Consider the following 15,372-nt stretch of genomic DNA (forward strand, 5'->3'; position numbering starts at 1 on the left):
GATGAGAATACCCAGTCTTTTAGGGAGAAGCGATGTTTGTAGATGAACTTTTTCATCACTTTTCTTTAGTCAGGCCATTCCAGCGGTAGCTGCCCCAAGTAACCGACTCGATAATCGCGGAGTAAAGTGCGGGCAGCGCGTTCACGATCGCCCTGATATCGCAAGTTGGCAAGCTGTTGCAAATAGGTTTCTCCTGTCATGTCAAAAGCTGCAAGGTCATAGCGTTGGTCTAACGCAGCCAAGTAAGTAGCTTCTTCAGTTTGCCCATCTAACGTCTTGAATAACTCCACCAAGCTGCTGGCAATGCGTTGGTTGTCATAAGCAGCCTGACCAATGTCGTCACAGATGGCGAGCTTCAGGGCCGCCTCCTGATCCTTTAAAAGTGCAGGTAAAATTCCAGGGGCATCTAACAATTCGAGATCATCAGTGATGCGGATCCAGCGGAGTTGGCGGGTAACGCCTGGCTTGCGGGCGCTTTCAACCACTTTTTTCTTCACCAGGCGATTGATGAGGGCTGACTTGCCGACATTGGGGAAGCCGATGACTACAGCCCGCACTGCGCGGGGACGCATGCCGCGATCGCGGCGGCGCTGATTCATCTGTTGTCCAGCCACTTGAGCCGCTTTCGCAATGCCCGCAACCCCTTTGCCTTCTTGCGCATTGGTGAAGTATGGAATTTGTCCCTGGTCTCTCAGCCAAGTCTCCCATTGGGTGCGAGCCGTTTTCGAGACCATGTCTACGCGATTAATCACCAAGATATGCTCTTTGCCAGCAATCCACTGCGAAATCTGGGGATGTTGGGTAGCGAGAGGCACTCGGGCATCCCGGACTTCTAGCACCACATCAACACGCTTCAGTTGCTCTTGAAGCGCTTTTTCGGCCTTGGCGATGTGACCGGGATACCACTGAATTGCAGGTGTCATAGCAGGCTGACCGAAGACATTGGGGCTGTGAGTACAGGTATAGCAGTCAGCGGTTGAGCGCCGACTGTCTACAGTAAGAATCTTTGTGATTCCGCCGCCTTGCTTCAGATATGAGCAACTGACTCTCAGCCAAGATAGTCGAGGATGAGAATATAAACCATCTCGTTATCTCCTGATCTCCTGTCTTTAGAGCTTGGGGGCAAGCTCATGAAACGAAGGGTAAGCAGGGTTTTCTATAAAGATTCCTGATACTCTGAAAATCTGAGGATATTAGCCTCGCTGTTTGTAGGATCGTTGGGCTTATGCGTGGTTTTTACAGACCCACAGACTAAGCCTTGGTCAAGTGCTGCGGTTGCGGACACCGAGTGTGCTGGTTTGGCAAGCGCGACGGTCCTGACTGACATTGATTGTTCGTTTTATCGAAGGAAGTTTGAATGCTAACGGCGGAACGTCCTGAAATGCCCACTGTGTTCCCCTTGACGGCGGTGGTTGATCAAGCAGCCATTAAGCTGGCGTTGCTGCTAGCAGCAGTTGATCCCAAGCTAGGCGGGGTGGTCATTGCCGGACGTCGAGGAACGGCGAAATCGGTGATGGCAAGAGCGATTCACCAATTATTGCCGCCGATTGAGGTAATCGAAGGCTCTTGTTGTAATGCGGATCCCACCGATCCTTTGTTATGGGATGACGAAACCTTGGACCGGCTGGGCTCAGAACCCCGAGAGTTGGATGAACTGCCGACGAAAGTGATTCCTGCACCGTTTGTGCAGATTCCGCTGGGGGTGACAGAAGATCGGCTGCTGGGGTCAGTCGATGTGGCCAAATCCATCCAAGCAGGAGAAACCGTCTTTCAGCCTGGTCTGCTTGCTGATGCTAACCGGGGCGTACTATATATTGACGAAATTAATTTGCTTGATGATCAGGCCAGTAATTTACTGTTATCGGCACTGACTGAGCAGCGAAATCAAATTGAGCGGGAAGGGATCAGCTTTCAACACCCCTGTACGCCTCTATTAATTGCAACTTACAACCCGGAAGAAGGGCCACTGCGAGATCATTTATTGGACCGCATTGCGATCGCCCTCTCTGCCGACCAAACGCTCTCGTTAGAAAACCGCGTGGGTGTGGTCGATCAGTTCACCCGCTTCACCAACGATCCCCAAGCCTTTTTGGCGGAATATGCGGAAGAAATTGAAGCGCTGAAAACCCAGATCATTTTGGCGCGGGAATGGCTCAAAGACGTCACCATTACCCGTGAGCAAGTGCAGTATTTAGTGACTGAAGCACTGCGCGGCGGCGTGCAGGGACACCGAGCCGAACTCTTTGCCGTGCGCGTAGCCAAGGCCCATGCAGCGTTGGATGGTCGGGCAACAGTCACCGCCGAAGACCTGCGCGTCGCGGTAGAGCTGGTAATTTTGCCTCGGGCCGTGCAAATGCCACCCCCCGAAGACGAACAACAGCCACCACCACCACCGCCGCCGCAGAATCAAAATGAGGACGATCAACCGGAAGACTCTCAAGATGACGACAATGACGACTCTGAGGATGATCAGGACGAAGATGATGAGCAAACGGAAGAGCCCCCGCCCAGCTTGCCCGAGGAATTTGTGTTTGATCCCGAAGGGGTGATGATCGATCCGTCATTGCTGATGTTTGCGCAATCACTGACCCAGCAAGGTAAATCGGGCAGCCAAAGCCTCGTGATTTCAGAAGACCGGGGACGCTACATTAAGCCGATGTTGCCCCAGGGGCCGGTGCGGCGCATCGCCGTGGATGCCACCCTGCGAGCGGCGGCCCCTTACCAAAAATCGCGGCGGGCGCGGGAGCCCCATCGCAAGGTCATTGTTGAACAAGGGGACATGCGGGCGAAAAAGCTGGCCCGGCGCGCCGGTTCGCTCATTGTGTTTGTGGTGGATGCATCGGGTTCAATGGCGCTGAATCGCATGCAGTCGGCCAAGGGCGCAGTGCTGCAGTTGCTCAACGATGCATACCAAAATCGGGATGAGGTGGCGTTGATTCCCTTTCGAGGCGAGCAGGCGGAGGTATTGCTGCCGCCTACTCGTTCGATCTCCATGGCCCGACGGCGATTGGAACGGATGCCTTGCGGCGGCGGCTCGCCCCTAGCCCATGGCTTGTCACAAGCGGTGCGCATTGGCACTAATGCCCAGCAGTCGGGCGACATTGGCAATGTGGTGATTGTGGCGATCACCGATGGCCGGGGCAATATTCCGCTAGCGCGATCGCTCGGCGAAACCATTGATCCCGAAGAGAAGCCGGACATTAAACAAGAACTGCTGGATATTGCAGGCCGCATTCGCGCCACTGGTTTTCAACTCCTGGTGATTGATACAGAGCGCAAATTTGTGTCCACAGGTTTTGGCAAGGAACTCGCCAAAACCGCCGGGGGTAAATACTATCAGCTACCGAAAGCGACGGATCAAGCGATCGCCTCCATGGCCCGCAGCGCGATCGCGGATATCAAGTCCTAGCCGGGTGGGTCACAAAAATTGCCACCACCACGATGGCGCGATCGCGGGTGGCGAGAGCACCAGAGCACAATCCTGCGGTTCAGAAGGTGGCGTGATCAATCTGGCGGCATTTCTGCGCAGACTTGTGAATAAGTTGCTGAATCAGCTTCTGAACTAGGGAAAGCTATGTTTGGTTGCTATTTCCTGCGAATCGAGCACTTGCCCATCACTATGAAGCCCAGCAGTATCCACCCTCCCGCCGAGAGAGCCCTAGCCGCCATCGTCTTGACCGATGCCGTGAGTTTTAGTGCTCGCATGTCGGTGGATGAAGAGGGCACCTTGGCCCTGATTCAGCGCGACCTGGACCTGATTGCTGAGCAATGTGAATGCTTTGGCGGCAATGTGCTGAAATCAACCGGAGACGGCCTGTTGATGTCGTTTTATAGTGCGGTGCAGGCGGTTTTATGCAGTCAAGAAGTCCAAAAACAGCTGACGAAGCTATCCGAAGGCCTCCCCCCCGAAGAATATTTACAGCACCGCATTGGCATCCATTTAGGCGATGTGTTGTTTAGTCAGGATGATGTGCTGGGCAATGGGGTGAATATTGCCGCCCGCCTGCAAACGAAATCGGCCCCAGGCGGCATCTGCATTTCGCAGACCGTCTACGATGTGGTGAAAGCCCGCCTGGATATCAATGCCAGTTTTTTGGGGCCGCTCAAACTCAAAAATATTCAAGAGCCGGTGACGGCATACCAAATTCCGCCTTACGGTCAATCAGCCACGATGGTGGTTGCTCACCCATCCGCTGCTGCTTCCACTAGCGCAACCTCAACGTTAGAGGCCGCTGTTGCCACGCTACAGCAAGACCCGCAATATCGGCGCATCCAAAAACTGGTGTTTGGCACCTATCAAGGAGTCTGGGAAAACGACGCCAAGGTTTTAGCCCAGTTTGATCTCCAGATGATGCTGTCACAGCTGCGACAGCGATATCACACGCTGATCGCGTTAGAAAAGGCCCTGCAAACCATGGCGTCGCGGTTGAACCATAAGGACATTTATCTGGCGATCGCGGACACGATTTTGACCGTGTTAGAGCCGATGTACGATCAGCCTGACGAACCGTCCGACGGCACGGTCATCGCCACCTCAGGCTCGCTGGCGCACTGTCAGGAAATGTATCAGCAAGCGGCTCAAAGGCTGATGCAGCATAGCGATCGCCAGCGCATTAAAAAGCTGCTATATGCCATTCTGTACTCCACCTGGGAAAACGATCCGGCGGTGCTGGCACTGCATACCCTGGCCGAGTTAGTCGCCGAAGTTCACAACGTGGCCCCCACCGAGAGCGACCTCAGCTACCATCTGGAACGCATTATTAAGCGGCTCAATCGCAAAGCCCGTTACACCCAACTTGCCCTAGTCATTTCCGAAGCGATGCATCCCATCTACGCTGCGACAGCGTCTGAGATGGTGTCTGCAACTGCACTAGCCGATCATCCATCCACGAGTGATGAAGAAGCCACCGTGTTGCGCACTGACACCGCCCTGATCCCCGGCGACGATGGCATCACATCATTAACAAACTGGGTCAGTTTAGATGCCTCCGGTGAGCAAACCTGCGCCCAGCGGCATCCAGCAGCGAGTCCGAACTCAGCGATCGCCCCCGAACAGACCGCGCCCGCCAAATCGCGCGATCGCGCCAACTTTTACAGCCTGCGCCTAGAAATCATGCGATACACCAATCCGCTACGAGCCAAAATCCTGCTGCTCTCGACGGTGAGAAGTCCATTTACCGCTAGCCGCCAAGACTGGATTTTGCTGAAATCAAAATCTTTGGATGACCTACTGCATGAAACCTTTGCATACTGTCAAACCTTCTCCGATCTAGAAAGTAAGCTAACCATCATGTGTCACTGTGTTGAAAATGTCGGCGAAAACATCCAAACGGCGGGGGCAATTTTGCAAGCGATGAAACCGTTTTATCCTTAAGGTGACTGGGCACCGTCGCTTTTTCCCGAACGGTTTTGCCCCGTGCTTCGGCTCTGCATGATTTGCCGCCATAGTGCCCTTCACTCATGACCCCACAAGAACTCCTCAAACGCTATGCCGCAGGCAAGACCAACTTTAAGGGCTTTTCCCTCAACGGGATTGACCTCACCGCCGCCGATCTCATTGGCGCCAACTTGCAGCTGGCCGATTTAGAAGGAGCCATTCTCACCTTTGCCTTTCTCACGCGGGCCAATTTGCAACAGGCCAACCTGGCAAAAGCCCAACTATCGGGTGCCAATCTCAATCAGGCCAACCTGAGTAAAGCCAACCTGAGCGATGCCAACTTACATGGGGTCAGCTTACAAGGCGCTGACCTGCGGAGTGCCCAGTTGATGTTGGCTGATCTGATGGATGCCAATCTCATTGAGGCCGACTTGCGCAATGCCGACCTCAGCGGGGCGAACTTAACCGGCGCGTGTCTGCGGGGGGCAAATCTGCGACAGGAAGATCGCAAATATGTGGCGAATTTGCGGGGGGCAAACCTGCATCAGGCTGATCTCGAAGGGGCGAATTTGCGCGGAGCCGACTTGGCCTACGTCGATTTGAGCGGCGCAAATTTAGCCAACGTCACCTTTCAAAATGCGGATTTGCACGGGGCTAACCTGTCTCAGGCCTATCTCAAGGAGGCCAACCTGAGTGACGCCAAGCTGGCCGGAGCCAACCTGGCCGAAGCCGATTTGACCAATGCCTCGGTCAATCGCGCGGACTTGTCGGAAGCAAACTTGGCTCAGGCCACCATGTACGATATTCGCCTGACCGATGCGATTTTGCGGCAGGCCAACTTACAAGATGCGGTGCTAACGCGCAGCAATTTGAATTTGGTGGACTTGAGTCGGGCTGATTTACGGCGGGCGCAGTTGCAATCGGCGACGTTGATTGAAGCGTACTTAGGGCGGACTGATTTAACCGGGGCAGATTTGACCGAGGCCATTCTCACCCGGGCTGAAATCAGCAGTGCCATTCTCATGGACGCGATTTTGACGGGCACCACCATGCCAGATGATAGTATTCACGCTTAATGCTCACCTTGACGACGGCGAGACACGATGGATAAACGGACGTTTTTTGACCGTTGGGCACCGATATATGACGGGTTGCTGCCGTCGGTGTTTTATCAGGCGGTGCATGTGCGCCTGTTGGAGTATGTGGATCTGCCGGAAGCTGCCTACGTGCTGGATGTGGGCTGCGGAACGGGCAAACTGCTGCATCGCTTAGCCCAGCGATCGCCCACGCTATCTGGCGTCGGGTTGGATTTGTCACCGGGGATGTTGGCTCAAGCCCGTAAACAAACCCAAGAGGGCGATCGCCTGCAATTTATCGAGGGTAATGTGACCGAGGCGGCGTTTGCAGCCCAGTCGTTTGACGCGGTGTTTTGCTGTATTAGTTTTTTGCACTACCCCGATCCACTCGCGGCGCTACGGGCGATCGCCCCCCTGCTGAAACCGACGGGACACTTTTATCTCGCCGACTTTACGCCGCCCGCCTGGATGGGACAAGACATCACCCATCGCGGCATCACCCCCGCAGGAGTCACCTTTTACACTGCCGCCGCACGAGCGACCTTGGGAGAACAGGCCGGCTTGCAGTGCGATCGCCATGAGTACCTGTTAGGCCCGGTGATGATGACGCAGTTTTCTCCTCAACTGACATAACCCATCATCCCTAGCGAGGACGGCAATCATGCACAACGTCGCCTCTGCTGATCCCCCCCAGGTTTTCTATGATGGTGAGGACGCGATCGGTAAGCCCTATGACGGCCCTCTCTACCCCTGAACAGTCAGTTGAGTCTCAAGCAGCAGCGCTGCTCCAGGCGCAGCGGGCCTATTTCGCGACGGGGGCAACCGTCTCTGTCGAGTTTCGGGTGGCCCAGCTCAAGCGATTGCAGGCCGCCATCATCGAGCGGCAAGACGCGATTGTCGAGGCGGTCAAGGCCGACTTGGGCCGCCCTGAGTTTGAAAGCTATTTTGAAATTGGCGTGCTCGACGAGCTGAAATATGTGCTCAAGCACCTGAAGCAATGGGCCAAACCCCGCCGGGTGAGCTTGCCGCTGACGCAACTGCCAGGATCGGCCTGGGTGCAGCCTGATCCCTTGGGGGTGGTGCTGATTATTGGCCCGTGGAATTATCCGTTTCAACTGGTGATTTCGCCATTGATCGGGGCGATCGCGGCGGGCAACTGTGCGTTGATCAAACCCTCCGAACTGGCCCCGGCGATGTCCAAGGTGGTGGCCGACCTCGTGCGCGACACCTTTCCGCCCGAATACATTGCCGCCATGGAAGGGGGCGTGGCCACGGCGCAAGCACTGCTGGCCCAAAAGTTTGACCACATCTTCTTCACCGGGGGCACCCGCATTGGTCAAATCGTCATGGCAGCAGCGGCCCAGCAACTGACCCCAGTGACGCTGGAACTGGGGGGCAAAAGTCCGTGTATTGTCGATCAAGACATCAATATTGCAGTCGCGGCCCAGCGCATCGTATGGGGCAAGTTTGTGAATGCCGGACAAACCTGTATCGCGCCCGATTATTTACTGCTCCAGGAGTCGATCAAATCGGAGTTTTTGGCTGCGCTGAAAGAGACGATACAGGCTTATTTTGGCGATGATCCGGCCCAGAGTCCCGACTTAGCCAGAATCATTAACGATCGCCAGTTTGACCGACTGACCGGGCTCATGGCGAACGCATCGGTCTACATCGGTGGCGAAACTAACCGGGATGACCGCTACATCGCCCCCACCATCCTGACTGACGTGACGTGGGACAGTCCCATCATGCAGGAGGAAATTTTTGGCCCGATTTTGCCAGTGCTGACTTATCAAAAGATCGAGGACGCGATCGCTCAAATCAACGCTCGTCCCAAACCGTTAGCCCTCTATCTGTTCACCAAAAATGCCGCGCTACAGCAGCAGGTGCTCAGAACGACCTCATCGGGGGGCGTTTGTCTCAATGACGTCTTTTTGCAGGCCGCTATTTGGGGACTGCCCTTCGGCGGCGTGGGGGATAGCGGCATCGGCGCTTACCACGGCAAAACCAGCTTCGAGACCTTTTCACATATGAAAAGTGTGCTCAAAAAGCCATTTTGGTTTGATCTGGACTGGCGCTACGCCCCGTATGCTGGCAAGCTCGACTTTTTCAAAAAGGTGATCGGCTCCCCCTAGGGCTCGGTCAACTGACAGATTGGGGTATCTCGTCGCGTGGGTCAACTCTGGGACGACCCACAACAGGGCAAACGCATACTTCGACATTTTCGCAATAAGGATAGGTTCTGGCCGCCTTATTGCGAAAAATAGAGGCTTTTTGAACGTTGCTGAGCGCTGAAATGCCCATTCCCTCGTCAGACTCAAATTAGTATGCGTTTGCCCTGCGACCCACAACACTTCCAACTTTGGTGCTCGCCGCCTTAGCCCCCGCTACTAGCCCAACATTTAGTATTGACGTGTCCCTGGCCCATGACCGAGCAGGGACATAACAATCCGCAGTCAGGTACCGAGAGCCCAAAAGGTTAAAGAATAGAAATTTAATCTAAGTGTGGACAGCCGTCTCGGCTGTCCCGGAGCAGACAAGAAGCCTACCCGATAAAACTTGGATTTTATAAAATCCTGCTTTCTAAGCTCCTCGTTTTTCTGCTCAAGAGATCAACGGAGCTAGCTGCGCAACGCTATATTTTTGATTTTCAGCGCCAGCGCCAGTGAGAATAGGGAAGCCCTTTTACGTGCTGGAACCGTATGCGTGCTTTGGACTGGATGGCGAATCATCGACGGGTGCTGTGGGCCGCAGGAATTTTTTGGGTGCTAATGACGCTCAGCGTTCTCAATCGGCACTGGGCCATGTACCCGAGTTTTTCCACCCATGACCAGGGCATTTTTAATCAGATTTTTTGGAATGGTATCCACGGCCAATTTTTTCAAGGCACGCTTTCGTCGGGGGAGTCGGCCGCCGTACTCTTTGGCGATCAAGTCCCGGATGTGACGTATCAACGGCTCGGCCAGCATTTCACCCCAATTCATTTGCTGTGGCTACCGCTGTATTACCTGTTGCCCCATTCCGCAACGTTGCTGGTGCTGCAGGTGACGCTGGTGACCGCCGGGGGAATCGCACTCTATTTTCTGGCACGGCAACAATTGTCTGAACAAGTAGCGCTGTGGATTACGCTGGGTTATTTTTGCGCCCAAGCGGTCATTGCGCCGCATTTGGCCAATTTCCATGACTTTGCTCAGATTCCGCTATGGATTTTTTTGCTGCTGCTCGCGGTAGAGCGGCAGCGGTGGGGCTGGGCGATCGCGGCGACCATCCTCGTCTTTCTCTGCCGCGAAGATGTCGGCATCATTTTGTTTGGCTTTGGGCTCTACTTTTTACTCAGTCGGCGGCATCCCTGGTTTGGGGCAGGACTCTGTGTGGCCAGTGTGGCCCATTTGGTGATCACCACCACGCTGCTGATGCCCCTATTTTCTGAAGAAGTGGGGACGAACTTTTTAGCCTTTTCTTACGCCGATTACGTGACGGGGGATGCCTCGACGGTGGATCTACTGGTGGCATTTCTAAAGCGTCCCGATCGCGTCCTCGTTGATCTGTTCATGCCGCTGGGCAACACCGTGCGGTTCATGCTGGGGCACTGGTTGCCGCTGCTGTTTGTGCCCGCGATTTCGCCCGCCGCTTGGCTTTGCACCGCGCCGCCCTTGGCGACCTTACTGCTGCGGTCAGACACAGAAATTGCCCTGTCAATGCAACTCCGTTACACCGTGATGGTGGTGCCAGGCATGTTTTATGGCGCGGTGGTGTGGTGGAGCCATCGGGGACCAAAGCTGTCTCGCCGCACGCGTAGCCTGTGGGCGGCCTGCCTGTGCCTCAGCTTGCTGTTTACGTTTACGCTCAATCCGTCGCGCACCTGGTCGTTTATCATCCCCGACTCGGTGGATCCGTGGGTGCATCTGACATTGACGAAACAGTGGGGCCACGCGAACGAGGTGCGATCGCTGCTCACCCCAATTCCCCCCGAGGCTAGCGTCACCGCTACCGACAACCTCTTGCCCCACGTATCCGGACGGCGGGCGGTGTTGCGCTTTCCGGCCCTCCAGTTTCGCGATGATACGGGCAAAACGGCGGACGTCGATTATGTGCTGGTGGATTTTTGGCAATTGCAGCAGTATGCCGGGGCTTTTTCAGGGTCCCGCGATCGCCTGCGGGAGTGGCTGCCCGTCGTGCAAGGACTGGTGGAGAGCGGCGACTACGGCGTCGTTGCGGCGACCTCTGGCGTCTTTTTGCTCCAGCGCAACACCCCTGATGATCCGACCGCACTGCAAGAGTGGCAAGCGTTTCAAACTAGCACTTACGACACCTTAGAAGGTGAATAAAAAGCAACTTATTAGGGAATGTAAACCAAAAAGAACAACAATCTAAAATTAGTGATTAACGATCCAGAAAAGGCCAGCAAATCTGAACATCAAATTAAGATTTATTCTCCGTGAGAATGCGGAATTAGAACTTGCCATCGCTTGATGAGCGGCCTGAGATTAACTGATTTTGTATTCTGTACTGCTGTGGCGCGAAAGCATCCAAATTTCCAATCCTCAAAATTATAGATTTCTCCATCACTTTCCTAAAGTAAAAAGTTAGACCGCAGTAGTCACTACAGCCATATCAAAACAAAGGTCAAGCTTTTATACAGAAGATTTCAATCTCTTAATCCTTTCCGAGCGAGGCTTTCGAGTCTAGGCCTTGGCGAACTACAGATTCCACTGAGGATGAGTTGTGAGGTGTTATCGCAGCCTGACACAGGGGATAAAGTTTAGCTAAAAAGTCGGTCTCGGTTTAATTTTTGGTGGCAACATATGAGGCATATGAGACTTCAAAGCGTTCTTTGGATTGTGTCTTTAACAGTTAGTAAGTAAAAGCAATCTTTTGGAAATCAAGGTCTTGTATCTGGTCTCAATAAATCAGTTGTTTTTCCGTTTGAGCTGAAAATTCTGTTCTCAAATTCTCCAACGACACTGGGGGCTGCACTGGCCTCATGTTGCTTGCCAATTCAGGACAGCCCTGGCGGAAAACTCAGTTATTTCGTTGCCCAGCACACCTAGAGGGCCCATCATGACAGAACAACTCTTTGCCACCTTGGACGGAAATGAAGCCGTGGCTCGCGTGGCGTATCGCCTCAGCGAAGTCGTTGCTATCTATCCCATCACGCCGTCGTCGCCCATGGGGGAATGGTCGGACGCCTGGGCCGCTTCCGGAAATCCCAATATTTGGGGCACCGTGCCCTCCGTCGTGGAAATGCAGAGCGAAGGCGGCGCGGCGGGGGCAGTGCATGGCTCGCTCCAAGCCGGTTCCGTCACCACAACCTTTACTGCCTCCCAGGGGCTGATGCTGATGCTCCCCAACCTTTACAAAATTGCGGGAGAGCTGTCACCAGCGGTGATTCACGTGGCGGCGCGATCGCTGGCCGCCCAGGCTCTATCCATTTTTGGGGATCACAGTGATGTGATGGCGGCGCGGGCGACGGGCTGCGCCATGCTCTGTTCGGCCTCGGTGCAAGAAGCGCAGGATTTAGCCGCGATCGCCACCAAGGCCACCCTGCAATCGCGCATTCCCTTCCTCCACTTCTTCGACGGCTTCCGCACCTCCCACGAAGTGCAGAAAGTGAAGCTGATCCCTGATGAAGTGTTGGAACAGTTTGTGCCGCTGGATCTGGTGCTGGAACATCGAGCGCGATCGCTCACCCCCGATCGCCCCGTCATTCGCGGCACCGCCCAAAACCCCGACGTGTACTTCCAGGGGCGGGAAACAGTGAACCGCTATTACTACGACTGTGCGGACGCGGTGCAGCAGGCGATGGACGAGTTCGCCGCCCTCACCGGACGCCAGTACAAGGTGTACGAGTACCACGGCGCGCCGGATGCCGAAAAAGTGATCGTGCTGATGGGCTCTGGCTGCGAAACCGCCCACGAAACCGTGGACTACCTGACCGCTCAAGGGGAAAAGGTCGGCGTGCTGAAAGTGCGGATGTATCGCCCCTTTGACTCCATCGAGTTCATGAAGTCCCTGCCCAAGACGGTGAAGGCGATCGCCGTTCTCGATCGCACCAAAGAACCCGGTGCTCCAGGCGAACCGCTTTATCTGGACGTGGTTCACGCCGTCCATGAACTGCCGAAACAAGAGGGCACCGTGCATCTGGAGGGGGACGAGGACAATCCCCACTTTGTCTATCCCCGCGAGTCGTATCCCAAGGTGGTGGGCGGTCGCTACGGCCTGTCGTCGAAGGAATTCACCCCGGCGATGATCAAAGGCATCTTCGCCAACTTAGATCAAGACAATCCGCAAAACCATTTCACCGTGGGCATTCACGACGATGTCACCCGGACCTCCCTAGACTGGGATCCTAGCTTCACCATTGAGCCGGATACCGTGGTGCGCGGCATTTTCTACGGACTGGGCTCAGACGGCACCGTCGGCGCGAACAAGAACTCCATCAAAATCATCGGCGGCGATACCGACAACTACGCCCAGGGCTACTTTGTCTACGACTCGAAGAAATCCGGTTCGGTGACGGTCTCGCACCTGCGCTTTGGCCCCGATCCCATCCGCTCTACCTACTTGATCGACAGCGCGAATTTTGTGGCCTGCCACCAATGGGAATTCCTGCAGCAGTTGGAAATTCTCAACGAGGCGAAAGTGGGTGGCACGTTCCTGATCAACTCGCCCTTTGATGGCGGTGAAGAAACCTGGGCGCGACTGCCCCAAGCCATTCAGCAAGCCATCATCGACAAAAACCTGAAAGTTTACGCCATCAACGCCTTCAAAGTAGCGAATGAAGCGGGGATGCGGGGGCGCATCAATACGGTGATGCAAACCTGTTTCTTTGCGCTGTCGGGGGTGCTGCCGAGGGAAGAGGCGATCGCGGCCATCAAACAGGCCATTCGCAAGACCTACGGCAAAAAGGGCGAAGAAATCGTCGCCATGAACATCACGGCGGTGGATAACACCCTCAGCTACCTGTACGAAGTGCCCGTTGGCAGCGTCTCATCCGAGAGCGCAACCCACCAATGGGTACCCGATACTGCCCCTAACTTTGTGAAAGACGTGCTGGGGCAGATTATGGCCCGCCACGGCGATGACCTGCCCGTCAGCGCTCTGCCCTCAGACGGCACCTATCCGACGGGCACCACCCAGTACGAAAAGCGCAACGTCGGCCAAGAAATTCCCACCTGGGATCCGGATGTGTGTGTGCAGTGCGGCAAGTGCGTCATGGTGTGCCCCCACGCGGTGATTCGCTCGAAGGTGTATGAACCGGGGCAATTAGAAAACGCACCGGATACCTTCAAACACACGGGCGCGAAGGACAAAGCCTGGTCAGATCTGCAATTCACCATTCAAGTGGCGGCGGAAGACTGTACCGGCTGTGCCCTCTGCGTAGAAGTGTGTCCCGCCAAGAACAAGGCCGAACCCAGCAAGAAAGCCATCAACATGGAGGCCCAACTGCCCCTGCGGGAGCAAGAGCGAGCCAATTGGGACTTCTTCCTTGACTTGCCGAACCCCGAGCGTAATGACCTGAATCTGAACAAAATCTCCCACCAGCAAATGCAGCAGCCGCTGTTCGAGTTCTCGGGTGCCTGTGCGGGCTGTGGCGAGACGCCGTACATCAAGCTGGCGACGCAACTGTTTGGCGATCGCATGTTGATTGCCAACGCCACCGGCTGTTCCTCCATCTATGGCGGCAACTTGCCCACCACCCCTTACACCAAAAACACCGAAGGGCGTGGCCCCGCCTGGTCCAACTCCCTGTTTGAAGACAACGCCGAGTTTGGCCTGGGCTTCCGCTTATCTGTCGACAAGCAAAGCGAGCAGGCCGTCGAACTGCTGCAATACCTGGCCTTTGAGCTGAATGGCTCCTCCCGCCTGCCCCGCGACCTGGCGACAAATTTGCTGAACAATGAGCAGAAGGACGAGGCCGACATCGTCGAACAGCGGGAATGGGTCGAGGCGTTGCAAGGCCATCTGGACAACTGGTTGGCGGGACTCGACACCGACACCGAGAGCCGCGCCCCCGGATTGCGCAACCGTATCCTCAATTTGAAATCTCTCGCCAATTACCTGGTGCGCAAGAGCGTGTGGATTGTCGGCGGTGACGGCTGGGCCTACGACATCGGCTACGGCGGTCTCGACCATGTGCTCGCCAGTGGCCGCAATGTGAACGTGCTGGTGATGGATACCGAGGTGTATTCCAACACGGGCGGGCAGATGTCGAAGGCCACCCCACGGGGAGCCGTCGCGAAGTTCGCAGCAGGCGGCAAACCCGCGCCCAAGAAGGATCTGGGGCTAATGGCAATGACCTACGGCAACGTCTACGTCGCCAGTGTCGCCATGGGTGCCCGCAACGAGCACACCCTGAAGGCGTTTTTGGAAGCGGAATCCTACGAAGGGCCGTCGCTGATCATGGCCTATTCCCACTGCATTGCCCACGGCATCAACATGGCGAAGGGCATGGATCAGCAGCAACTCGCAGTGGAGTCGGGCCGCTGGCTGCTGTATCGCTACGACCCCCGCAAGGCCGAGCAGGGCGAGAATCCGCTGATGCTGGATAGCCGAACGCCGAAGAAGTCACTGGAAGAGGCGATGTACAGCGAAAACCGCTTCAAGATGCTCCTTCGCAGCAACCCCGAAGCGGCGAAAACCTTGTTGAAGCAGGCCCGTGAGGATGTCTCAACCCGTTGGCATATGTACCAATATCTGGCGGCTCGCAACCCCGCTGAGGAACCCGAGATGCCGGTTCGGAAGGCTTATCAGCCGCGTAAGGAGGCGACCCCCGGCAACTTTAAACCGGTGAAATCACCGGAAGGTCAGCCGACAGATACCCAGGATTCGCAAGAGTCCGGGTCTGGCTCACAGACAACCTCAGCGTAGGTGGGCACCGCTCACCGCCTCACAATCACAAGGTGGGCGGTGCTCGTT

8 protein-coding genes are annotated in these 15,372 nt (G+C 55.5%); 7 read left to right on the forward strand and 1 reads right to left on the reverse strand.

Annotation, left to right across the window (positions count from 1 at the left end; translation table 11 throughout):
* Positions 1-65: 65 nt before the first annotated feature.
* The gene (ylqF, locus tag DYY88_RS11110) at positions 66-923 is read right to left on the reverse strand and encodes a ribosome biogenesis GTPase YlqF (RefSeq protein ID WP_039727979.1); all 858 of its coding nucleotides are present in this window, start codon (positions 921-923) and stop codon (positions 66-68) included.
* A gap of 434 nt (positions 924-1,357) precedes the next feature.
* Here ylqF and bchD point away from each other — a divergent pair, with 434 nt between their 5' ends.
* From bchD to nifJ, 7 genes are all read left to right on the forward strand, one after another.
* On the forward strand, positions 1,358-3,409 hold the full coding sequence (gene bchD / locus DYY88_RS11115; protein ID WP_039727978.1) for a magnesium chelatase ATPase subunit D: 2,052 nt from the start codon (positions 1,358-1,360) through the stop codon (positions 3,407-3,409).
* Between the two features lie 210 nt (positions 3,410-3,619).
* Positions 3,620-5,374 carry an adenylate/guanylate cyclase domain-containing protein gene (locus tag DYY88_RS11120; protein WP_130199403.1) on the forward strand — a complete coding sequence of 585 codons (1,755 nt, stop codon included), beginning with the start codon at positions 3,620-3,622 and terminating at the stop codon, positions 5,372-5,374.
* Between the two features lie 86 nt (positions 5,375-5,460).
* Positions 5,461-6,453, forward strand: a complete 993-nt coding sequence (locus tag DYY88_RS11125; protein WP_039727977.1) for a pentapeptide repeat-containing protein — start codon at positions 5,461-5,463, stop codon at positions 6,451-6,453.
* Between the two features lie 27 nt (positions 6,454-6,480).
* On the forward strand, positions 6,481-7,086 hold the full coding sequence (locus DYY88_RS11130) for a class I SAM-dependent methyltransferase (protein WP_039727976.1): 606 nt from the start codon (positions 6,481-6,483) through the stop codon (positions 7,084-7,086).
* A gap of 98 nt (positions 7,087-7,184) precedes the next feature.
* Positions 7,185-8,588, forward strand: coding sequence for an aldehyde dehydrogenase (locus tag DYY88_RS11135; protein ID WP_039727975.1), 1,404 nt, complete (start codon positions 7,185-7,187; stop codon positions 8,586-8,588).
* 567 nt (positions 8,589-9,155) lie between these two features.
* The gene (locus DYY88_RS11140) at positions 9,156-10,781 is read left to right on the forward strand and encodes a DUF2079 domain-containing protein (protein WP_044151310.1); all 1,626 of its coding nucleotides are present in this window, start codon (positions 9,156-9,158) and stop codon (positions 10,779-10,781) included.
* 733 nt (positions 10,782-11,514) lie between these two features.
* Entirely contained in the window at positions 11,515-15,324 is a 3,810-nt protein-coding gene (gene nifJ / locus DYY88_RS11145; protein WP_084607113.1) for a pyruvate:ferredoxin (flavodoxin) oxidoreductase, read from the forward strand.
* Positions 15,325-15,372: the final 48 nt, after the last annotated feature.

This window comes from Leptolyngbya iicbica LK, assembly GCF_004212215.1.
GTDB classification, from domain to species: Bacteria; Cyanobacteriota; Cyanobacteriia; order Phormidesmidales; family Phormidesmidaceae; genus Halomicronema; species Halomicronema iicbica.